Source organism: Stenotrophomonas sp. YJH_SMC_8, assembly GCF_059371315.1.
On the sequence record NZ_JCAFUL010000006.1, the window covers coordinates 93,615 to 116,605 of the forward strand.

General features: G+C 66.5%; 16 protein-coding genes and 1 pseudogene. 9 read left to right on the top strand and 8 right to left on the bottom strand.

Annotation, left to right across the window (positions count from 1 at the left end):
- Positions 1-11: 11 nt before the first annotated feature.
- Positions 12-1,082, bottom strand: a complete 1,071-nt coding sequence (locus AC5P88_RS09380) for a ferredoxin reductase (RefSeq protein ID WP_181358229.1) — start codon at positions 1,080-1,082, stop codon at positions 12-14.
- A gap of 92 nt (positions 1,083-1,174) precedes the next feature.
- On the opposite strand from AC5P88_RS09380, the gene fabR reads away from it, so the two are divergent.
- From fabR to AC5P88_RS09400, 4 genes and pseudogenes are all read left to right on the top strand, one after another.
- Positions 1,175-1,831: an HTH-type transcriptional repressor FabR gene (gene fabR / locus AC5P88_RS09385; RefSeq protein WP_005409961.1), complete on the top strand. Its 657-nt coding sequence runs from the start codon at positions 1,175-1,177 to the stop codon at positions 1,829-1,831.
- A 1,103-nt stretch (positions 1,832-2,934) separates the two neighbouring features.
- Positions 2,935-4,554: pseudogene (locus tag AC5P88_RS09390) on the top strand (autotransporter family protein).
- Between the two features lie 260 nt (positions 4,555-4,814).
- Positions 4,815-6,974 carry a TonB-dependent receptor plug domain-containing protein gene (locus AC5P88_RS09395; RefSeq protein ID WP_495224864.1) on the top strand — a complete coding sequence of 720 codons (2,160 nt, stop codon included), beginning with the start codon at positions 4,815-4,817 and terminating at the stop codon, positions 6,972-6,974.
- Positions 6,964-7,524: a thioredoxin-like domain-containing protein gene (locus AC5P88_RS09400; protein WP_495224865.1), complete on the top strand. Its 561-nt coding sequence runs from the start codon at positions 6,964-6,966 to the stop codon at positions 7,522-7,524. The genes AC5P88_RS09395 and AC5P88_RS09400 overlap by 11 nt, the downstream gene beginning before the upstream one ends.
- Positions 7,525-7,593: 69 nt before the next feature.
- On the opposite strand, the gene mntR is transcribed toward AC5P88_RS09400, so the two are convergent.
- Positions 7,594-8,064, bottom strand: coding sequence for a manganese-binding transcriptional regulator MntR (mntR, locus tag AC5P88_RS09405; protein ID WP_495224866.1), 471 nt, complete (start codon positions 8,062-8,064; stop codon positions 7,594-7,596).
- A gap of 117 nt (positions 8,065-8,181) precedes the next feature.
- Here mntR and AC5P88_RS09410 point away from each other — a divergent pair, with 117 nt between their 5' ends.
- A complete protein-coding gene (locus tag AC5P88_RS09410; RefSeq protein ID WP_495224867.1) occupies positions 8,182-9,513 on the top strand; it encodes an Nramp family divalent metal transporter in 1,332 nt (443 codons plus the stop codon).
- 189 nt (positions 9,514-9,702) lie between these two features.
- On the opposite strand, the gene AC5P88_RS09415 is transcribed toward AC5P88_RS09410, so the two are convergent.
- The 4 genes from AC5P88_RS09415 to AC5P88_RS09430 form a co-directional block, all read right to left on the bottom strand.
- The gene (locus AC5P88_RS09415; RefSeq protein WP_106550534.1) at positions 9,703-10,029 is read right to left on the bottom strand and encodes a thioredoxin family protein; all 327 of its coding nucleotides are present in this window, start codon (positions 10,027-10,029) and stop codon (positions 9,703-9,705) included.
- Positions 10,001-10,480, bottom strand: coding sequence for a flavodoxin (locus AC5P88_RS09420; protein ID WP_495224960.1), 480 nt, complete (start codon positions 10,478-10,480; stop codon positions 10,001-10,003). The genes AC5P88_RS09415 and AC5P88_RS09420 overlap by 29 nt, the downstream gene beginning before the upstream one ends.
- A 13-nt stretch (positions 10,481-10,493) precedes the next feature.
- Positions 10,494-11,534, bottom strand: coding sequence for a ribonucleotide-diphosphate reductase subunit beta (locus AC5P88_RS09425; RefSeq protein ID WP_049428423.1), 1,041 nt, complete (start codon positions 11,532-11,534; stop codon positions 10,494-10,496).
- A gap of 99 nt (positions 11,535-11,633) precedes the next feature.
- Positions 11,634-13,997 (bottom strand): ribonucleoside-diphosphate reductase subunit alpha, encoded by a 2,364-nt coding sequence (locus AC5P88_RS09430; RefSeq protein ID WP_286073729.1) that lies wholly within the window; start codon positions 13,995-13,997, stop codon positions 11,634-11,636.
- A 433-nt stretch (positions 13,998-14,430) separates the two neighbouring features.
- Between AC5P88_RS09430 and AC5P88_RS09435 the strand changes: the two genes are divergently transcribed.
- Both AC5P88_RS09435 and AC5P88_RS09440 read left to right on the top strand, forming a co-directional pair.
- Positions 14,431-15,408 (top strand): zinc-binding dehydrogenase, encoded by a 978-nt coding sequence (locus AC5P88_RS09435; protein WP_495224868.1) that lies wholly within the window; start codon positions 14,431-14,433, stop codon positions 15,406-15,408.
- Between the two features lie 387 nt (positions 15,409-15,795).
- Positions 15,796-18,423, top strand: coding sequence for a TonB-dependent receptor (locus tag AC5P88_RS09440; RefSeq protein ID WP_495224869.1), 2,628 nt, complete (start codon positions 15,796-15,798; stop codon positions 18,421-18,423).
- 421 nt (positions 18,424-18,844) lie between these two features.
- Here the strand turns inward: AC5P88_RS09440 and betT are convergent, their stop codons facing one another.
- The gene (gene betT / locus AC5P88_RS09445; RefSeq protein WP_106550530.1) at positions 18,845-20,824 is read right to left on the bottom strand and encodes a choline BCCT transporter BetT; all 1,980 of its coding nucleotides are present in this window, start codon (positions 20,822-20,824) and stop codon (positions 18,845-18,847) included.
- A 146-nt stretch (positions 20,825-20,970) separates the two neighbouring features.
- Positions 20,971-21,351 (bottom strand): VOC family protein, encoded by a 381-nt coding sequence (locus tag AC5P88_RS09450; RefSeq protein WP_106550529.1) that lies wholly within the window; start codon positions 21,349-21,351, stop codon positions 20,971-20,973.
- Between the two features lie 148 nt (positions 21,352-21,499).
- Here AC5P88_RS09450 and AC5P88_RS09455 point away from each other — a divergent pair, with 148 nt between their 5' ends.
- Both AC5P88_RS09455 and AC5P88_RS09460 read left to right on the top strand, forming a co-directional pair.
- A complete protein-coding gene (locus tag AC5P88_RS09455) occupies positions 21,500-22,018 on the top strand; it encodes a sigma-70 family RNA polymerase sigma factor (RefSeq protein ID WP_495224870.1) in 519 nt (172 codons plus the stop codon).
- Positions 22,015-22,959: a FecR family protein gene (locus AC5P88_RS09460; RefSeq protein ID WP_495224871.1), complete on the top strand. Its 945-nt coding sequence runs from the start codon at positions 22,015-22,017 to the stop codon at positions 22,957-22,959. Before AC5P88_RS09455 ends, AC5P88_RS09460 begins: the two co-directional genes overlap by 4 nt.
- Positions 22,960-22,991 lie beyond the last annotated feature (32 nt).

Genomic DNA, 22,991 nt, shown 5'->3' on the forward strand with positions numbered 1-22,991 from the left:
GGCAGGCGTCCTCAGAGATCCAGGGTCAGGTCGGTGGTCGGTGCGCTCACGCAGATCCGCACCGGCTGTGCCGATTCGGACTGCAGGTCGCCGGTGCGCAGGTGGCGGGTGGCGCCACTGACGCGATCACAGGTGCAGGTGTTGCAGATGCCCATGCGGCAGCCGTGCCTGGGCTTGATGCCATGCGCTTCCAGGCTTTCCAGCAGCGAGCGGCCACGCGGCACGCTCAGCTGGCGGCCGCTGCGGGCCAGGGTCAGCGACACTTCGCCCTCACTGCTGGCATCGCGGAGCGGCGCCGGCGGGGTGAACGCTTCTGCCTGGAAGCCGGCCACCTGGTGCGCCAGGCGTTCACGCGCGGCGGCAACGAACCCATCCGGGCCGCAGGCCAGCACATGGCGCTGCGCCAGCGGCGTGTCATCGCCTGCCACCTGCAGATCGTGGGTATCGATGCGCGCGGCCGGCGCCGCGCCCTCGCGGGTGGTCAGCAGGTGCACGCGCAGGTTCGCGTGCGCTGCGGCCAGCGCCTGCAGCTCATCACGGAACTGCAGATGGGCGGCGGTGCGCTCCCAGTAGAACAGGTCCACCGGTGCTGCCAGCGGGCGCTGGCAGGCGTCGCGCAGCAGGCTGCGCATCGGCGTGATGCCACTGCCGGCGGCCAGCAGCAGCACTGGGGCGGCGGCCGGCATGTGGAACTCGCCGAAGGCGGCATCGAGGCGGAACAGTTCGCCCGGCTGCGCATGGTTGACCAGATGCTGGCTGACCCGGCCGCCGTCGATCGCCTTGACGGTGATCGCCAGCTCGCGCGGCCCAAACGCGGTGGGGCTGTAGCTGCGCTGCCACAGGCGTCCTTCAATCTCGACGCCAAGGGTGACGTGCTGGCCGGCGCGCATGCCGGCCCAGTGCCGGTTGGTGCGCAGGACCAGGGTCGCCGCGCCCTCGCCGGCCGGCTCGCGCCGGACCAGGCGGGCCATTGGCTCGCGCAGGGTCCACAGGGGATTGAGCTGGCCCGCCCAGAAATCGAACAGCGACGGCGACACCCAGCGGTACGGAGAGAACAGGGACGGACGGACGACAGCGCTCATGGGCGCACTATACGGGCGCACATACACCTGTGTATACATGTGTATATTGAACCGGATTGGGTATGATTCAGCCTCGCCCCACCGGAACCCCCATGGCCGCCGCCACCGCCTTGTCGACGCCCGAAGATGCCAACAGCCCGGCCCGCCGTACGGTGAGCCGCGAGGATCTGCTGGCCGCCGCCCTGAAACTGATCGGGCCGCACCGCAGCCTGTCCACGCTCAGCCTGCGCGAAGTGGCACGTGAGGCCGGCATCGCGCCCAACAGCTTCTACCGGCAGTTCCGCGACATGGACGAGCTGGCCGTGGCGCTGATCGATGCGGCCGGCCGCTCGCTGCGCACCATCATCGGCGAGGCGCGCCAGCGCGCCACCTCCACCGCCACCAGCGTAGTGCGCGTTTCCGTGGAGACCTTCATGGAGCAGCTGCGTGCCGACGACAAGCTGCTGCACGTGCTGCTGCGCGAAGGTGCGGTCGGCTCGGACGACTTCAAGCATGCGGTCGAACGCGAGCTGCACTACTTCGAGGAAGAGCTGCAGCACGACCTGGTGCGCCTGGCCGCACTGGATGGCGCGGTGCTGCACGCCCCGGAACTGGTGGCCAAGGCCATCACCCGGCTGGTGTTCGCGATGGGCGCCACTGCCATGGACCTGCCGCCGGAGAAAGATCCGGAACTGGTCGAACAGATCTCCACGATGATCCGCATGATCATCGTCGGCGCCCGTACCCCCGCCGCATTCCGCCGCGGCTGATCGACCTTCCTGGGTCAGAGCCCTTTCCAGAGGAAAGGGCTCCGACCCGTCCCCGACTCCATGAAGTCCGCGACGCAGCGCCGCGGCGCCGATGAACTGCGTCCGCCATCACAGATTTAGATTGCAGCTGCGCGGCTTGGACATCCTGCACGCGCCATTCACTGCGTTCTCACGCACGCTGAATTATCCAGACCGCGCACTCCATTCAGTTTAGTGAGTAATTAAACGGGGTTTGAATCCGGTAGGTGTCGCTGCAGTCGTTTCAAATTAGTTGCATGGCCCAGGCAAGACCCGATCCGCACAGTGCCGCCTTTGGCCCTGCGGATGGGGGTCACACCCAACTGCTTCAAGGAGAAACACCCATGCGCATCATGCAGTTCACGCCGAAGTTTCCTTCCAGCCTCACCCCTTCACGGCTGGCGCTTGCACTCGCAGGGCTGATTCTTCTGCCCTCCATGGAGGCCGCCGCCGTTGATCTGACCAACGGCGCATCCGCTACGATCGTCCCGGGCCATCCCTGGGCTGGCCAATCGTTCAGGCTCAGCAATGCTGCCAGCCTCACGGTGCGTGGTGCTGCCGTGGCAACGGTGGACGCAAGCAACTCGACCGTGGCGCTTGAGGGCGCAATGGCTGGAACCACTATCTTCAGCGACAGCCGCGGCACCATCCAGAACAGCACGCTGCAGTCGCTGCGAACATCTGCAAACCTCGTCGACACCGACTTCGCCTCCCGCAGCAGAGTGACCATCACCAACAGCCACGTGGAGGGGGGCAGCAATGCACTGCAACTCTCTGGCGATGGCCGGGTCCGGGCGGACAACACCTCTTTCAGCGGCAGCGCGACTGGTGCGCAGTTGCTCGCCGGCAACCTCGAACTGAGGAACGGCTCTTCGGTGACGGGGGGAACGAACGGCATCGTGAGCCGCTTCAACGCAGGTGGCCAGCCCACTATCGGGCCTGATGGCTGGTACGTGCTGGTGGATGGCTCACACGTGGAGGGGCTAAATGGCAGCGCCATGCTGGTAGATCGCTCCGGCAGCAATCCCCAGGTCAACCGCATCGTCCTGCAAAACGGCGCCACGCTCGTCGGCGGCAACGGCAACATGATCGAGGTCGGTGCCGGCGCGCAGTACGACGTGACGGCACGCACTTCCACACTGGCTGGCGACATCGTGGTAGACGATAGTGCCACCGGCACCCTGCGCTTCCTCGACGGCCTGGACCTTACCGGCCGCATCCTCGGCCCGGCCGACGTCATCGTCGACCAGGGCGGTCGCTGGACGCTGTCCGGCGACAGCAACACCGGCAACCTCACCCTGGGTGCAGGCAGCAACATCTTCCTTGGTGCGGCGGGCACTGCGGCCTATCCGCAGCTGACCGTCAACGGCAACTACACCGGCAATGACGGCACCCTGCACTTCAACACGGTGCTGGCCGGCGACGACGCGGCAAGTTCGCGCATGCACGTCACCGGCGATACGAGCGGCACCACCCAGGTCACCGTCAACAACATTGCCGGCGCCGGTGCCCAGACCGTCAACGGCATTCCGCTGGTGCAGGTGGACGGTGCCAGCAATGGCCACCTCGCGCTGCAGGGCCGCGCCATCGGTGGCATGTACGAGTATTTCCTGCGCAAGGGCACTCCAGGCGCCAACAACGGCAACTGGTACCTGACCTCGGCCTACACCGGCGATCCCTGCGACATCAATCCGTCGCTGCCGGAGTGCAAGCCCGTCGATCCGGTCGACCCTGTGGACCCTGTGGACCCGGTCGATCCCATCGATCCGGTCGATCCGGTCCCCGTGCTGCGTCCGGAGCCGGGCGCGTACCTGGCCAACCAGGCCGCGGCCGTGCAGATGTTCCAGCTGCGTCGCCACGACCGTGGCGAGCCCGGTTTCGACCGCGCCCGCATCGGTACCTGGGTGCGGGCCGGGCGTGACCAGCTGCAGGCCAACGTGGCCGGTCAGGTCGATGCCCGCACCCACATCAACACCCTGCAACTGGGCAGCGATGTCTGGCGCTGGGCCGATGGTCGTGGCCAGGTCGGCGTGATGCTCGGCAGCGGCGAGGCGACCACACAGGCGGTGTCGACGCTGAGCGGTTATGGCACCCGCGGCAAGGTCAAGGGCAAGTCGGCCGGTGTCTACCTGGGCTGGGTGCAGGATGCACAGAGCAGTGCCGGCCTGTATGTGGACGGCTGGCTGCAGGCGGCGCGCTTCGACAATGAAGTACAGGGCGAAGGCATCGCCCGCGAAAGCTACGACTCCAGGACCCGCAGCGCGTCGCTGGAAGCCGGCTATGCCTGGGCCATCCGCAGCAGCGAGGCCAGCACGCTGTACCTGCAGCCGCAAGCACAGCTGACCTGGACCGACTACGACGGCGACAGCCTGGTCGAGGCCAATGGCACCACGGTCGAAGACGGTCGCGGCGGCGGCCTCAACAGCCGCCTCGGCGTGCGCCTGTTTGGCTAGGGCACGCTGCAGGGCAACCGCGTGCAGCCGTTCCTGGCAGCAAACTGGCTGCGTGGCCAGCGTGACGAGTCGATGCGCTTCAACAGCGAGTCGTTGAGCGCGAAGACGCCGGAGAACCGCTACGAAGTGCAGGCCGGTGCCCAGCTGCAGCTGGGCCAGCGCTGGAGCGCATGGGGTGACCTGCGCGCGCAGCGTGGCGACAGCGGCTACCGCAACCACGGTGCCCAGGTGGGTCTGCGCGCCGCCTGGTAAGGCCAACGCCGCCCCGGGCCCAGGCCTGGGGCGGCGTTCCTCAACTCCTCTCGCACCCTCCCGTGCATGACATCCGGCAGGGTTCTGGCGCTTATTTGTAATGTTATAACACAGTCGTCCGCGATGTCCTGATCCCGCTCTCGGCTTTGTGATTGCACCGACTTATTTATATAGCCTTTGCTATATCTATAACCCTCTGCTTTCATATGCGTCAGCCAGGTCGCCCTCGCCGCCTTTCTTCCCCCAAGGACGACGCCCCCATGCCCGTTTCCAATCCCCTCTTCCGTCGGCTGCCCTTGGCCGCCGCCATCGCCCTGACCCTGCCGCTGCCCGCACTGGCAACCACACCGAAGCCGACCGAACTGGACCGCGTGCAGGTCAAGGTCAGCACCGCCACCCGCAGCGAACGCCTGCTGTCGGATGTCCCGATCCGCACCGAAGTGCTGCGCAAGGAAGACATCGCGCTGCGCGCGGCCACCGACTTCTCGCGTGCCGCCGAGCTGATCAACGGCCTGCGCGTGGAGAGCAACTGCCAGAACTGCAACACCAGCGAAGTGCAGTTGCTGGGCCTGCCCGGCGCCTACAACCAGCTGTTGTTCGATGGCATTCCGCTGCTGTCCACGCTGGGCAGCGTCTATGGCCTGGAACAGATTCCGGCCGGCTTCGTCGACCGCATCGAAGTGGTCAAGGGCGGTGGCTCGGCGCTGTACGGCCCGGGCGCGGTGGCCGGTGTGATCAACCTGATTCCGCCGCTGCCTGCACGCAGCGGCGGCCATGTGCAGGCCGGCGTGGACGTGCTGAAGGGCACGCCGCAGAAGAATGCCGACGTGCGCCTGGACCTGGTGGCGAAAGACGCCGACGCAGGGCTTTCAGTGATTGCCCAGCGCAACTGGAACAGTGGCATCGACTACAACGGTGACGGCTACACCGAAATCACCCGCAAGAACCTCAAGGTCGGCGGGCTGCAGGCCTGGTATGCGCCCACGCCGGGCACGCGGCTGCGCCTGGACCTGCAGGTGACCGATGAAACCCGGCGTGGCGGCAACCGACTGGACCAGCCGGAATACCTGGCCAACATCGCCGAATCGCTGGATACAAAATACCGCCGCGGCAGCGTGTCGTGGGACCAGGAAATCAATGCCGACGTCGATTTCCGCCTGGCTTACGCCTTCGCCGACATCGACCGCGACAGTTTCTACGGCGGTCTGGGCGACGTCGTTACCGATCCCTCAGCGCCCGGCTATGACCCGTCGCAGCTGGACCACGACGTAGCCGGCAGCGCGGCCTCGCGTTCGTGGCGCCAGTACGGTCGCACCCACAACCCGCTGCACTACATCGACAGCCAGTTGAACTGGCGGCTGGGTGCGCATGCGCTGGCCTTCGGCGTGCAGTACAAGCACGAGGCGCTGCGCGACGACAACCGCACCGGTGACGGGCAGCGTATTGCCGTGCTGGAGGATGCCACCTTCCACAACCTGGGCGCCTTCATCCAGGACGAGTGGAGCCTGCGCGACAACGTTGACCTGGTGCTGGGTGCGCGCGTGGACAAGAGCTCGGAGCTGGACAACGCGGTGTTCTCGCCGCGCATCGCGCTGGCCTGGCAGGCCACGCCAAACCTGAAGTGGCGGGCCGGTATCGCCACCGGCTTCCGCGCACCGGAGATCTTCGTCGAGGATGTGCATGTCGATACGCTGGGTGGCGAACAGGTGCGCGTGCGCAACACCGACGGTCTCAAGGAAGAGCGCGCGTTGACCACCCTGTTCGGCTTCGACTGGCGATCGGACCCGGCCAATCCGGTGTGGAGCTGGGATGCCACCGCCTCCTATGCACGAATCCGCGACACCTTCGCACTGGGCGAGATCCAGCGCGGCGATGACGGACAGTTGAGCCAGCTGCGCTACAACGCTTCCGGCTCCAACGTGCTGGGCGCGGAAACCAATCTCGGTTGGCAGCCATCGCCGCAGTGGCGCCTCACCGCGGGTGCATCGTGGTACCGCTCGCGCTTCCGCGAACCGCAGCGCATCTTCGACGACACCGGCGACGGTGGCGACACCGTCATCGAAAGCCGCGACTACCTGAAAACCCCGCGCTGGACCGGCCTGGCCCAGCTCAGCTGGATGCCCGCCGAGCCGTGGGAAACCTTCGTCGCGCTGCGCCATACCGGCCCGATGTCGGTACTGAACAACCGGCTGGGTGAACTGCACCGCACACGTTCGTTCCTGGTCACCGATCTTGGCGCGCGCTGGCACCGGCATCTGGGCGCACAGGCACAGCAGGAAGTGTCGGTGGCCGCGGGCGTCAAGAACGTGTTCGATCAGCGCCAGAAGGATCTGGAGGTAGGCGCGCTGCGTGACAGCGACTATGTCTACGGGCCGCGTTTCGCGCGCTCGTGGTACGTCAACCTGCGCTATGCGTTCTGAGCCACTACGAGCGCTGTTGCTGGCCTGTGCCCTGCTGCTGGGCGCGCCGGCGATGGCTGCGGACCTGCACGCGCAGGTCTCGGCCTCGCTGATGCGGCCGGAACAGCGCTCGCTGCGGCCGATGCAATGGTCACCACCTCCAAAACTGGTGGCACTGTACTTCGGCGCCGACTGGTGTGCGCCGTGCCATGCCTTCGTACCCACGTTGCGCAGCGTACGCGACGCGCTGCGCGAGGCCGGCGCCGATACCGAAGTGGTGTACGTCAGTCTGGATGAGAGCGAGAGTGCGCTGCGCCGCTACATGCACGCGCAGGACATGCCGTGGCCGGTGCTGGACCCGCGCCGCGCCGCGCGCATGCCAGCGCTGCAGGCCCTGGCTGGGCTGGCACCACCGAACCTGGTGCTGATCGATGCCGACGGCAAGGTTCTGGCCAATGGCTGGCAAGGGCGACGCTACGAAGGCCTGCAGCCGGTGTTGAAGGAATGGGCGAAACGCGCGTGCGCGCAAGCGCAGGCGCGCTGCCCCAACGGCGCCATCCAACCACGGTAGCGCCGGGCCATGCCCGGCGAAAGCCATGAAGGCGGCGACGCGCCCGCCGGGCATGGCCCGGCGCTACCGCTACGGCGCCCCGCGCTCGGCCTTGCGCACGAACGCCTCGAACAGCGCCAGCGTCTGCTCGCTCACATGGTGCTCGATGCCCTCGGCATCGCGCCGCGCGGTATCCGCGTCCACGCCCAGCGCCAGCAGGAAACGCTCCACGGTCTGGTGCCGCTGGCGGCTGGCATGGGCCAGCGCCTCGCCTTCCGGGGTCAGGAACACGCCACGATACGGGCGCTGCACCACCCAGCCATCACGAGCCAACCGCCGCAGCATCTTCGCCACGGTGGGCTGGGCCACGCCCAGGCGGGTGGCGATATCGACCTGGCGGGCCTCGCCGCCATCGGCCAGCAGGTCCGAGATCAGCTCGACATAGTCCTCCACCAGCTCCATCCGGTGCGCCTCGCGCACTTGCCGGAAGCTCTCGACCTGGCGCTCGGCCTCGATCAAGGGGGTGCTTTTCAGCGATGTCGAATCGTCGGTCTTGCCCACGCCTGCGCCTGTCCTTCCGGTCTACTCCGGGTTTGAAACTGAATTCTGGACCAGTAACGCGATAAAGACGATTGTTTCACATTGCTAATGACTATAGCAGGAGCTATATTCGGATCCATGAACACCCTGGCGCCCCGCGACCCTTCGGCCCCCACCCCGGCCAGCCTGGGCGCGCTCAATGCCTCGGTGGCGGTACCCGACAAGGGGCACTGGTGGTTCCGCCTGCTGGCCTTCCTCGGCCCGGGCTACATGATCTCGGTCGGCTACATGGACCCGGGCAACTGGGCCACCGACCTCGCTGGCGGTTCGCGCTTCGGCTACCTGCTGCTGTCGGTCATCCTCATTTCCAACCTGATGGCGGTGATCCTGCAGGCACTGTCGGCACGGCTGGGCATCGCCACCGGAATGGACCTGGCCCAGGCCTGTCGCGCGCGCTACCCGAAGCCGGTCAATCTGGCACTGTGGGCGCTGTGCGAGGCGGCGATCATCGCCTGCGACCTGGCCGAAGTGATCGGCACCGCGATCGCGCTGAAGCTGCTGTTCGACCTGCCCCTGCTCTGGGGCGCGGTGATCACCGCGCTGGACACGCTGCTGGTACTGCTGTTGATGAACCGCGGCTTCCGCGCGCTGGAAGCGTTCGTGATCGCGCTGCTGATGGTGATCTTCGGCTGTTTCATGGTGCAGATTGCACTGGCCGCGCCACCGGTGATGGAGGTGCTGGGCGGGTTCATTCCGCGCGCCCAGGTGGTGACCGATCCGCACGCGCTGTACATCGCCATCGGCATCATTGGCGCCACAGTGATGCCGCACAACCTGTACCTGCATTCGTCCATCGTGCAGACCCGCGCGTATCCGCGCACCGATGAGGGCCGTCGCAGCGCCCTGCGCTGGGCAGTGACCGACAGCACCCTCGCGCTGACCCTGGCACTGTTCATCAACGCCAGCATCCTGATCCTGGCGGCGGCGGTGTTCCATGCCAATGGCCGCTTTGACGTGGAAGACATCGAGCAGGCGCACCAGCTGCTGGCGCCAATGCTGGGGGTGGGCGCGGCGGCGACACTGTTTGCGATTGCGCTTCTGGCCTCCGGCCTGAATTCGACGGTGACCGCCACGCTGGCCGGCCAGATCGTGATGGAAGGGTTCCTGCACCTGCGCCTGCCGCCGTGGCTGCGACGGCTGATCACGCGCGCACTGGCGATCATTCCGGTGGTGGTGGTGATCATGCTGTTCGGCGACCAGGGTGCGGTGAAGCTGCTGGTGCTGAGCCAGGTGGTGCTGTCGATGCAGCTGCCGTTCGCGATCATTCCCCTGGTTCGGATCGTGACCGACAAGGTGACGATGGGTGCGCTGGTGGCCCCGCGCTGGCTGGGTGCGATTGCCTGGGTGATCGCACTGGTGATCGTGGCGTTGAACGTGAAGCTGCTGGTGGATACATTCAGCGGCGGGTGACGCCAAATGCGCGGCCCCTGCCCCGGTAGATCCACGCCGTGCGTGAATGCCCTTGTAGAGTCGAGCCATGCTCGACTCATCGCGCACCGCGCGAACGGCAGCCGAGCATGGGCTCGGCTCTACAGAAATCAGGATCACACGAACGGTCGCCGGGCATGGCCCGGCGCTACCGATGCAACCACCCTGGCCTTATAGGTACAACGCGATCGCGGCCTCGATCTGCTGCGGTGACTGGAAACCGGCCAGGCGCGTGCGTTCGTCACCGTCACGGAACAACGCCAGCGTAGGCGTCTGCCGCAGCCCCAGCTCGCGGAAGAACGCCTCGCCCAGTACCTCCAGCTGCACGCGCAGCAGGGTGGTGCCCTGCCCCGCACTGCTGGCAGCCACCCGGTGCAGCGACATTTCCAGCATCCGGCAGCCGGGGCACTGGTCCTTGTGGAAATCCACCAGCACCCGCGGGTGTGCGGCCAGCAGCTGCTGGAACTGCTCAGGCGTGGTGGCGTCGATGATCTGCATCGGTGTTGCTCCAGTAGTGGGCCAGGACCGCATCGGTCCAGGCATTGATGGCCTCGGCGTGGCGAACGCCATGCGGCATCTGTTCGATCTCCAGCGGCGGGTAGTCGCTGCGGAAGTAGCGGATCAACCGGTGCACGGCGCCGCAGTAGTACTCCTGCCCCCATTGCGTCTCACCGGTGCCGAACACCGCCAGCTGCCGCGGCCGTTCGCCACGTTCGGCGATGCCGGCCACCCATGCCTTCATCTCCGACGGCGTGCGGCCGGCGTTGTCGGTCCAGCAGCCAAGCAGCACCAGGTCGGCCTCGTCGGCCGCCAATGGGGGTGCCTGGCGCAGGTCGTCGGCCTCGTGCCAGTGCACCGCATGGCCGGCCGTACGGCAGCGCTCGGCGATCAGACGGCCCAGCTCACGCGTGTTGCCGCTCAGCGAGGCGACCACCAGCAGGATGCGCAACACCGCGCCCGGCTCAGAGGTCGTCGAAGCCGTTGTCGACGTTGGTCTTCTTGTAGCTTGCATTGCGCATCTCGAAGAAGTCGGTCTTGGTCTCGGTGAAGTTGTCGGCGTAGGCCTTGATCCACGGCATCACGTTGTCGGTGGTGTCGCTGTACAGGCGCTCGATGCCAAGCATGCCGGCCATCTTGTTGGCCCGGTACTTCACGTAGCGCGTCATCTCCTCGACATCGATGCCGTCGATGCCGTCCAGCACTTCCGAGGACCACTGCGTCTCCAGTTCGATCGCATGCTCGAACGCCTGGTGCACGTACGCGGTCAGTTCATTGGTCTGCAGCTCCGGGTTCTCACCAATGATGGCGCGGATCAGCTCGCTGATGAACTTGGTATGGGCCAGCTCGTCACGGTTGATGAAACTGATGATCTTGCCGGTGCCGGTCATGCGGTTCTGCCGCACCATGTTGTAGAAGTAGGCGAAGCCGGAATAGAAGTTGATGCCCTCCAGGATCGACGACTGGATCAGCGACTTCAGCAGGGTCTCGGCGGTCTTCTCGCGCATGAAATCGTCATACGCCCCCATGATCGGCGCGTTGCGCTTGATGATGGTCGGGTGGGTACGGGCGATCTCGAAGATGCGGTTCTGGTTCGGCAGGTCGGTGATCGAGGCCAGCACGTAGCTGTAGCTCTCGTTGTGGATCACCTCCTGCTGGCCGATGATGGCCGCGTTGGCATGTGCAGCCGGGTCGGTTATGTACTCGGCCACGTTGTAGATGAAGCGCGTCTGTGGCGAATCCAGCGTGGCCAGCAGGCCGATGATCGAGTCGTAAGCATTCTTTTCGCGCCCGGACAGCTCGCCGTACTGGCGCGCATCCAGCTTCATGTCCACCTCGTCGGGAATCCAGAAGTTGGTCGACAGCTCCTTGTAGGCCCGATAGAACGAGGGGTACGGAATGTCGTTCCAGTTCAGGATGCCGCTGGTGCGGCCGTTGATGATGCCGGTGCTGCGGTTCGGATGGCGCGGTTCGAGGATCTTGATGCGGTCGAGGGGGGTTGCCATGGTGTTACCTGCAGGGGGTAGCGCCGGGCCATGCCCGGCGGAATGTGCGACGGCCGCGCAATGCGCTCGCCGGGCGTGGCCCGGCGCTACCGTGGATGGTCAGCTCGAGCACCACTCGCATTCGCTGATGTCGATGTCGTTGGAGCGCACGTAGTAGGTGGTCTTCAGGCCTTCGCGCCAGGCCGTCAGATGCAGCTCCAGCAGGGTGCTGGCGCGGATGGTGCTGGGCACGTACAGGTTGAAGCTGATCGACTGGTCGACATGGCGCTGCCGCCGCGCGTTCTGGCGCACGCTGGCAAACTGGTCGACCTTGTAGGCGCCCTTCTCGTAGTACGGCCAGGTTTCCAGCGACAGGCCCGGTGCGGCGACCGGCCGCCGGAAGTCCTTCTTTTCCTCGTAGTAGAACGCGCTGTAGATCGGGTCGATGGAGGCCGTGGAGCCGGCAATCTGCGCGGTGCTCATGTTCGGCGCCACCGCAAGCAGCCAGCCATTGCGCAGGCCGTGCGTGGCGACCTCGTGCGCCAGGCTGTCCCACGCGGCGCCGCTGTAGTCACGGTCGAGGAAGTAGCGGCCGTTGTGCCAGTCGCTGCCGGCGAACATCGGGTAGCTGCCCTTCTCTTTGGCCAGTTGTGCGCTGGCCTGGATGGTCAGGAAGTTGATGCGCTCGTACAGGCGGTCGGCCAGCGCCTCGGCGTCCGGCGATTCCCACTGGATCGCCTGCTGTGCCAGCAGGTGATGCCAGCCGAACGTGCCCAGGCCGATGGCGCGGTACTTGCGGTTGGTGATCGTGGCCTGCGGGACCGGCAGTGCGTTGAGGTCGATCACGTTGTCGAGCATGCGTACCTGGATCGGAATGAGCCGCTCCAGCACGTCGGTGGCCAGCAGGTCATCGGGCGCACTGATCGCACGTCCGAGGTTGATCGAGGACAGGTTGCAGACCACGAAGTCGCCGGCGCGGCGTGTGGTGACGATCTGGTCACCGCTGACGATCTCCTGGATCATCCGCGTCGGGCTCATGTTCTGCAGGATTTCGGTGCACAGGTTGCTGGAATAGACCATGCCCGCGTGCTTGTTCGGGTTCCTGCGGTTGACCTCGTCGCGGTAGAACAGGAACGGGTTGCCGGTCTCCAGCTGGCTGAGCATGATCCGCTTGAACAGATCGATGGCCTTCACCGTGCGACGGCTGATGCGCTCGTCGGCCACCAGCTCGGCGTAGCGGTCGCGGAAGCTGCCAGAGCCACGCTTCTCGTCGTAGAAGTCCTGCAGGTACCAGCCCTTGGCGCTCTTCACTTCGTGCGGATCGAACAGGTACCAGTCGGCGCGGCGCTCCACCGCCTCCATGAACAGGTCCGGCACGCACACCGAGGTGAACACATCATGCGCGCGCAGGCGCTGGTCGCCATTGTTCAGGCGCAGGTCGAGGAAGGCCTCGATATCGCGGTGCCAGATGTCCAGATACACCGCCACCGCACCCTTGCGCTGGCCGAGCTGGTCCACCGACACGGCGGTGTTGTTGAGCTGCTTGATCCACGGCACCACGCCGCCGGAAGAGTTGGGCACGCCCCGGATCGGCGCACCGCTGCTGCGCACATAGCCCAGGTAGGCACCCACACCGCCGCCGTGCTTCGAAACACGGGCGATATCGGTGTTCGAGTCATAGATGCCCTGCAGGCTGTCATCCACCGTGTCGATGAAGCAGCTGGACAGCTGCCCGCCCACCTTGCCGGCGTTGGCCAACGTCGGCGTGGCCACCGTCATGTAGAGGTTGGACAGCGCCCAGTACGCCTCGCCGACCAGCTGCATGCGGCGCTCGCGTGGCTTTTCTTCCTGCATCAGGTACAGCGCGATGGTCAGCCAGCGCTCCTGCGGCAGTTCGTAGACCTCGCGGCTGCGGTCGCTGGCCAGGTAACGCGTGGCCAGCAGGTACAGGCCGTTGTAGGCGAACAGGCGGTCGCGCTCCGGGTCGATCATCTCGCCGGCCTGCTGCAGTTCTTCCTTGGAATAGCAGCGCAGGATGTCGTTGCTGTAGATGCCGCGGTCAGCCAGGCTCTCCTGCAGGCCCACGTAAGAGCCGTACTTCAGGCTGACGTCGTAGAAGCGATTGCGGCTGGCACGCTTGTACAGGCGCCGCAGGTAGATGCGCGCGGCAAACTGTTCCCACTCCGGCGCGACCAGGTCCACGCGCGACTCGGCCTCGCGGATCAGCAGATCGACCAGATCATCGGCACTGAGGCTGGGCTTGCGCTCGACCATCGCCTGCACCACGCGGCGGTAGTCGCTCACATCCAGCTGCGGGAACTCGGCATGCACGGTATCGATGCTGCGTTGCAGGCGCTCGGCGTCGAACGGCAGGCGGCGGTTGCCGGCCTCCTTGGTGATCCAGGTCGGCACACGCTCGCCGCCGGCGCGCAAGGCGTCGCCAGCGCCGGCCAGGTCGGCCACGCGGAAGGTACTGTCGGTCATGGTGGTGGAACTCCAGGCTCGCACGCGCGTTGGCGGTCGATGCCGTGGCGGCCCTGCACGCGATACCGGCGCACGGGGCGGTCGGGGTGGGATGCCATAGCGCGGGAACACCAGGTCGTCGGCAATTGCCTGCGCCTGCGGCCGGTATCCGGGCCGTGGGGGCGATCTGGGTCCGCGCGATGGCGGCCGCGTCGACACGGCAAGCCTTCAGGGGCGGGCCGCGGGACGTTTGCTGCATGTCCGGCGGCGGCGGCTGACCGGGAGTGACGGCCACAACATAGTGGGGATATCCCGAGCCGTCAACACAAGATGCGGTAATCAGCACATGTCGCGACGATCAGTCGCAGGATGCCGTGTTGCACCTGCGGCGCCTTGTCGACATCGCGCGCGTCCCCAGTTCGGTACAACATCAACTTTCCCCGGAACACCGCCCATGCGCGCTGCCCTTTATTCCTCCTTCGGCGATCCGGCCGATGTCCTGGCCGTCGGCGAAACGGCCCTGCCCGAACCCGGCCCGGGCGAAGTGCGCATCCGCACCGTACTGGCCTCGATCCACAACCACGATCTGCTCACCGTACGCGGCCTGTACGGCTACAAGCCGACGCTGCCGGCGATCGCGGGCAGTGAAGCGTTGGGGGTGATCGATGCCCTTGGCGAAGGTGTCGACGGCCTGCAGATCGGCCAGCGCGTTGCCGCCGCCTCGGTACACGGCACCTGGGCCGAAGCGTTCATCGCACCGGCGCGCATGGTGATTCCGATGCCGGAGGTGATCCCCGATGAAACTGCCGCGCAGCTGATCGCGATGCCGCTGAGCGCGCTGATGCTGCTGGAATTCCTGCATGTCGAAGCGGGGCAATGGGTCGTGCAGAACACCGCCAACGGCGCGGTCGGCAAGTCGCTGGCGATGTTGGCAAAGGCGCGAGGCGTGCACGTGGCCAACCTGGTGCGCAACGCCGCTGCCGTGGCGCAGTTGCAGGCGCTCGGCATCGATCATGTATTCGACACCTCGGCAGAAGGCTGGAAGGATCGCGTGCGTGAAGCCACCGGCGAAACCCAGGCCGCAGCCGCGGTGGATTCCATCGGCGGCGACGCCAGCGGTGACCTGGTCGACCTGCTCGGGCACCACGGCACGCTGGTGTCGTTCGGTGTGATGAGCGGCGAACCCATGCGCATTCCCGCTGGCGGCCTGATCTACAAGGAAGCCACGGTGAAGGGCTTCTGGGGCAGCAAGGTCAGCCAGGCGATGGCGGTGGAGGACAAGCGCCGGCTGGTTGGCGAGCTGCTGAAGCGTGCGGCGCAGGGTGAATTGACCCTGCCGGTGGAGCGGGTCTTCGCGCTGGACGATATCGCCCAGGCAGCGAAGGCCGGTGCCGGTTCGGGGCGCAATGGCAAGGTGCTGCTGCGGCCGTGACAGCCGGGGTCAGATCCCTTTCCGTTGGAAAGGGATCTGACCCCAGGAGGAGTGATGCGGCAGCAGACGGCGCCGCCCCGGCAATGGCGCCGCCCCGGTAGAGTCGACTGTCAGTCGACTCTCGCGCGTAGCGCGGGGGGATGAGGTTTCCGGGGAGGGGCGGAAGAGCAGTCGACTAACAGTCGACTCTACCCAGTCGACTCTACCGCTTTGTCGGTTCCGGCGATGCCTGACGCAGTTCCATCCCAGAACCAGGACGCGCACGAACGGCGCATCCCGGTCGTTAAGAACCTGTGATGTATAACTGAATGCGCTTTCGTCATTGGAAGGCGCACGCGGTCGCATGCGGTACTGACGGCTCCTCCCCCGTTCGGCGTTGTCGCTTCCATGTACCGCACCACCCTGAACCTGCTTGCCGGCGCCATCGCGCTGGGCCTCACCGCTGGCACTGCCAGCGCCGCTGAAACCGCCGATGCCGGCAAGGACAGCACCACCCTCGGCGCCGTGCTGGTGACCGGCTCCAACATCAAGCGCAGCGATACCGCCGGGCCGAACCCGGTGCAGATCGTCAGCCGCGAACAGATCGAGCAGACCGGCCGCTCAACACTTACCGACGTGCTGCGCAACCTGTCGGCCAATGCCGGCAACAGCTTCGACGAGCAGTACACCGGCAGCTTCGCCGCGGGCTCGGCGTCGATCGGCCTGCGTGGCCTGTCGCCGAAGAACACGCTGGTGCTGGTCAATGGCTACCGCGTATCCAACTTCGGCTTCGCGCTCAACACCCAGGACACTTTCGTCGACCTCAACGCACTGCCGATCAGCGCGGTCGAGCGCATTGAAGTACTCAAGGATGGTGCCTCGGCGGTGTACGGTTCCGATGCCATCGCAGGCGTCATCAACATCATCCTGCGCAGGAACTTCCAGGGCGTGGAAGTCGGTGGCGGCTTCGGTACCGCCACCCAGGGCGGCTTGAACGAGCGCAAGGCCAACCTGCTGGCCGGCTTTGGCGACCTGGAACAACAGGGTTGGAACGTGCTGTTCGGGCTGGACCTGCTCAAGCGCGACCGCCTGGATGCCGACCAGCGCGCCTACACCCGCAGCGGCGATTTCCGCGACAAGCCCGGCGGACGCCTGGCCGGCTGGTCCACCGCCGGTGGCAACTGGCTGTCCAACCCACGCGCGCCGCAACCGTTCGCCAACTGCCCTGATGGCAGCCAGCTGCGCCCGTACAGCGACTTCGGCAGCACCCTGCCCGGCCAGGCCTGCGCCTTCAACGCGCAGCCATTCAAGACCCTGCAGCCCGGCGCCGAGCGCCTGCAGGCCTCGCTGAGCGCGACTTACCGCTTCAATGACAGCGTCGAGGCCTTCGCCGACGTGCTGTACAGCCACAACAAGGCCGACCAGATCTTCAGCGCGCCGCTGACCGTCGGCCCCGGCCTGCGTGCCTACAACCCCGCCACCGGTGCGCTGATCGATGTGCCGGCGGTGCTGCCGGTCGGACACCCGAACAATCCGGGCAGCACGCCGCTGCCGTTCGAATACACCTTCTTCGACCTCGGCCCGCGCCTGAAGGACAACACCCAGGTGTTCTACCGTGCCCTGGCCGGCGTGCGCGGCAGTGGCGAGCGCTGGGACTGGGAAGTGGCGGCGCTGACCTCGCAGAGCGCGCAGCGCGAATACGTCGACAACTTCGTCAACCGCTATGCGTTCGAGCAGATCCTGCGCGACGGCAGCTACAACTTCCTCAACCCGTCCAGCACGCCGGGCGCGCTGGATGCCCTGCGCCTGCAGACCAAGCGCCCGGGCTGGTACAAACTGCACGCGTTGAACGTGAAGGCCTCGACCTCGCTGTGGGAGCTGCCGGCCGGTGCAGTCGGCTTCGCCTGGGGCGCTGAGTTCCGCAAGGAATCACTGGATGCGCGCACCAGCGCCCAGGTGCTGTCGGGCACCGAACTGCGCCCGGCGATCAACGTGGTCAACGGCGAGCGCCAGGTCAGTGCTGCCTACGCCGAGCTGAGCGTGCCGCTGCACCGCACGCTGGAACTGCAGGTGGCCGGCCGTGGCGACCACTACGACGACTTCGGCAAGGCGTTCTCGCCGAAGGTGGCGCTGCGCTGGCAGCCGTTGGACAGCCTGCTGCTGCGTGGTTCGTTCTCGCGCGGGTTCCGCGCACCTTCGTTGCCGGAGATCGCGCCCGGCCAGACCGTCAGCTATGGCTCGGTGATCGATCCGCTGGATCCGCTGCAACCGGGTGGCAGCCGCGGCGTGACCAACATCCGCACCGGCAACCCGGACCTGAAGGCCGAGCGCTCGCGCAATTTCAACGTGGGTGCGGTGTGGTCGCCCGATGGCGATACCAGCATCGGCCTGGACTGGTACCGCATCGAACAGGACAACCTGGTCAAGCCGGACAGCGCGCAGTTCATCGTCGACAACCCGACCCTGTTCCCGGGCCGCGTGCAGCGTGACGCGCAGGGCCGCATCCAGTTCATCACCAACCAGTACGCCAACCAGGGTGAGCTGACCACCTCGGGCCTGGACCTGGACGCCAGCCGCACCTTCCGCACCGACGGCTGGGGCAACTTCACCGTGGCCGGCAGCTGGACCCACCTGCTCAGCTTCAAGCAGCCGCTGGTGGCCGGGCAGGCGCCCTATGACGGGGCCGGCAACAACCGCCACGGCGCGCTGCCTCGCACCCGCGGTACCACGTCGCTGAACTGGGCAGTGGGCGACTGGAGCAGCACGCTGAGCCTGCAGTACGTGAGCGGCTACGACCAGCGCGTGGCGACGGCGACCAGCAATCCTGGCCTGCGCGACCGCATCAAGCCGTATCAGCAGCTGGACCTGTACGTAGCGTACGAGGGAATTCCGAATACCACGCTGTCGCTGTCGGTGCTGAACCTGACCGACAAGGACCCGCCGTTCGATCCGGCTGGCGGTTCCAACGGGTTCGACATCAGCCAGTACAACCTGCGCGGGCAGTTCGTCTCACTGGGCGCGCGCTACCGGTTCTGATGCGGCAACGGGGCGGCGATGATGCGCCGCCCCTCCCGGTGGAGTCGACTGACAGTCGACTCTACCCATCCAAGCACATCCAAGCACATCCAAGCGTTCCTGCATCACCGGCCCAGGTGTACGCCCTCTCCCCGGTAGAGTCGACTGTCAGTCGACTCGCTCGCGAAGCGCGGGCTTTTCGATGTCCGCAAGCAGGAGCAGTCGACTAACAGTCGACTCTACCCATCCAAGCACATCCAAGCACATCCAAGCGTTCCTGCATCACCGGCCCAGGTGCAGGCCCTCTCCCCGGTAGAGTCGACTGTCAGTCGACTCGCGCGCGGGGCGCGGGCTTTTCGATGTCCGCAAGCAGGAGCAGTCGACTAACAGTCGACTCTACCCATCCAGGCATTCCTGCACCACCCATCGAAGCGTTCCCGCATCACCGGCTCAGGTGCAGGAACTGCAGGTGCCGTTCGTACTGGCTGATGATGTCGTTGATGATCTGCTTGCGGCTGTAGCCGACCAGGTCGTAATCCTGACTGCCTTCGAACAGGTGCACCTCGGCGCGGTAGTAGCGCTGGTTGCGCAGCTGCTGCGCGGCGAACGACGGGGTCAGGTAGCCGCTCAGGATCACCCGGTACAGGAAGTCCTGCTGCTCGCCGTGGTTGACGGTCAGCTCCATGTCGCCCGCTTCGAAGCGCGTGGCAACATCCCAGCCCTGCCCGCGCAGCTGCTCGGCCACCGCCTCCATCGCCGGCTTCACCGTGTCATCCATGAAGCGGTAGACCTGGTCGCGCACCGGGAAGTGCATGGCCTGGCTCAGGCGCTGGCGCCAGCCCTGGTGGTGGCGATCGTCTCCGATCAACGGCGACGGCCGGTACTGCAGCGCGCGCTTGCGGTGCGACTCGTCACTGAAGGCGCGGGTCAGCCCCCACATCATCAACAACAGGATCGCCGAGAACGGCAGCGACGCCAGCACCACCGCGGATTTCAGTGCGTCGATGCTGCCGGCCAGCAGCAGGCCCGCCGTCAGCACTGCGATCACGGTGCCCCAGAACACCCGCAGCCAACGTGGGCCGTCGTCCTCGGGTGCGCCGCCATGCGACGACAACGTGGACAACACCACCGCGCCCGAGTCGGCCGAGGTCACGAAGAAGATGAAGCTGACCAGCACTGTCACCGTGATCACCGCGCGGCTCCAGGGGTAGCCGTCCAGCAGCGCATACAGAACGGTCGGTGGATCATCCACCGCCAGCTGCGCCAACTGTTGCTGCCCGTGGTGCAGCACCTGGTCCAGCGCGCTGTTGCCGAAGATCGACAGCCACGCCAGGGTGAAGCCGAGCGGGATCAGCAGCACGCCGAACACGAATTCGCGGATGGTGCGGCCGCGCGAGATACGTGCAATGAACAAGCCCACGAACGGTGCCCAGCCGATCCACCAGGCCCAGTAGAACACCGTCCAGCCACCCAGCCATTCGGGGCGGCCGCCGTAGGCATACACATCGAAACTCTTGCCGACCACGCTGCCCAGGTAATCGCCCAGGTTCTGCATCAGCGTGCTGAACAGGTACTGCGTCGGCCCGGCGAACAGCATGAACAGCACCAGCGCGATCGCCAGCAGCATGTTGATGTTGGCCATCCAGCGCACGCCCTTCTCCACGCCGGAGACGGCCACGGCCACCGCCGCGCCCATCATCGCCACCACCAGGATGATCTGCACCAGGTTGGAATGGGGGATGTTGAACAGGTGCGCCAGTCCCGCATTGAGGTGCAGCACCCCGAAGCCCATGTCGGCGCCGATGCCGAACACGGTGGCAACGATGCCCAGCGCGTCCACGGTGTAGCCGATCGGGCCGTTGATGCGCTTGCCGATCAGCGGGTACAGCGCCGAGCGCAGCGCCAGCGGCAGGTTGTGGCGGTAGGCGAAGTAGGCCATCGCCATCGCCGCCAGCGCGAACACACCCCAGCCGTGCAGGCCCCAGTGCAGGAACAGCAGCTGCATGGCCTGGCGCGCACCGGCCTCGCCCGCCGCCGGATCGCCCTGCGGCGGCTGCAGGTAGTGGGTCAGCGGTTCGGAAACGCAGAAGAAGAACAGCGTGATGCTGATGCCCGCCGCGAACAGCATGCCGGCCCAGGACAGGTAACTGAACTCCGGTTCGTCATGGTCGGCGCCGAGCTTGATGCCACCGTACTTGGACAGCGCCACGCCGACCACGAATACCAGGTACAGGGTCATCGCCAGCAGGTAGTACCAGCCCACATTCAGTGCGGCCCAGTCCTGTGCCTTGACCAGAAGGCGGCCCGCACCGAGCGGGAACAGACTGACGAACAGCGCGAACGCCACGACAACGATCGCCGCGAAGGCGAACACAGGCCGAAGGGTGCGCACCGGGGATTGTTGCGGCTCCAGTACATCCATGGGGCGGCGTTCTCCGGTAGATCAGGGAATTAGCCGACCGATTCTGGCTGAACCGCAGTGGACAGAGCATGAAGTTGCGGCCTGCGATCACGGCCTGCGCGCGTGGTTTCGTGCTATCACGCGCGCGCCGCCCTGCCCACAGTGCGTCACGACATCACATGCACCGCGCACAGCTTGTTTCCATCGGGATCGCGCAGGTAGGCCAGGAACAGCTGGCGCCCGGCCATGTTGCGGATGCCGGCCGGGTCTTCGATGGCGGTACCGCCCTGGGCTACACCGGCATCCTGCCACTCACGCACGGCCTCGACACTGTCAAGGGTGAAGCCGATGGTGCCGCCGTTGGCGTGGCATGCCGGCTGCCCATCGATCGGCGCGGTGACGATGAACATGCGGCCATCCTTGAAGTACACCAGCCTGCCCTTGTCATCGAAGACGCCGGGGCGTGCGCCCAAGGCGGTGAACAGCGCATCGTAGAAGCGATGCGCGACATCCATGTTGTTGGTCCCAACGGTTACGTGGCTGAACATGCGGGCACTCCCTGTGGAAAACCGCAGTGTCGGCGAGCGCGCCGGGCATCGCAAATCCGGCCATCTCCCTCTGCTGCGAGCGCAGGATTTGTCGTGCGCCGCTCGATCACCCTATAATGGGAATCATTCTCATTAATGATCCATGCCCATGGCCGTGCCCGCCACCTCCAGCACTGCGCTGGCGGGGTTCTACCGCGAACACCATGGCTGGCTGCTGGGCTGGCTGCGCCGCCGCACCCCCAATGCCGACTGCGCCGCCGACCTGACCCAGGACACCTTCCTGCGCCTGCTCAGCCGTCGCGTCGATCCGTCCGAACTGCGGCTGCCACGTGCTTATCTCAGCACCATCGCACACGCCCTGCTGGTCAACCACTGGCAGCGCGCAGACCGGGAGCGCGCCTATCTGGCCGCGCTGGCCGCACAGCCGGAGCCGGTGCATCCCTCGGCCGAGGAGCGCACGCAGGCATTGCAGCTGCTGCACGCCGTCGCCGACATGCTGGCCGGGCTGGCCGAGCGACCGCGACGTGCCTTCCTGCTGGCGCGACTGTCCGGCCTCGGCTATGCGGAGATCGGCCAGCAGTTGGGCGTGTCCGAGCGAATGGTCAAGAAGTACATGGCGCAGGCGATGCTGCATTGCCTGCGCCTGTCCGGCGACACCACAGCGTGAGCGCTGCATTGACCAGCCCGGCGCTGGAGCAGGCCGCCGAATGGTTCGCGTTGCGCCAGCAGGGCTGGAGTGACGACGAGCAGCAACACTGGCACGCCTGGCTGCAAGCCGATGCCCGCCACGCCGATGCGTGGCAGCGGGTCGAATCGGTCTGGCAATCGTTCGCACCGCTATCGGCCCCTGCGGCCGCGAGCGCGTTGGGCGCCGCAGGCCGCCGCCGCCGGCAGGTGCTGCGCGGCCTGGGCGGCGCCCTCGCCATCGGTGGCGTCTCGCTGCCGGGCCTGCGCGGGCTGCAGCTCCAGCGAGGGCTGCAGATCCAGCGTACCGCCGGCGACCACACCGGGCACTGGACGATGGCTGATGGCAGCCAGCTCTGGCTCAACGCCGACAGCGAAGCAGCCATCGACATCGGCGGAGACCGGCGCGCCATACACCTGCTGCGCGGCGAACTGCTGCTGCACACCGGCCACCACCCCGCCTACGCAGGCCTGCCCTTGACCGTGCACGTGCCGGGCGCCCGCCTGCAGCCGATCGGTACCCGCTTCGCGGTAGGCCGCGAGGGACAGGAAAGCCGCCTGGATGTGTTTGAAGGTGTGGTGCGCTGCCTGCCGCAGTTCGGCACGGCACGGGATGTACCCGCCGGCAGTGCGGTGCGGATCGGCCCGATGGGCGGGCTCGTTCCGCTTGAAGCGGATCCGCTGCGCGGGGATTGGCAGGACGGACGGCTGCAGGTGCAGGACATGCCGTTGATCCGGGTGATCAACGAGCTGGCCCGCCATCACCACGGCTATCTCGGCTGTGATCCTCGCCTGGCCGCACTGAACGTCACCGCTGTCCTGCCGCGGCTGGACAGCGCTCAGTCCCTGCAGTTGCTGGCACGCGCCCTGCCGATCCGCGTCGAACAGCGCTGGCCGTGGTGGACCGTCGTGCGTCCGCTCTGAAAACGCGGTTCCCCTTTTTCGCGCTCACCGGG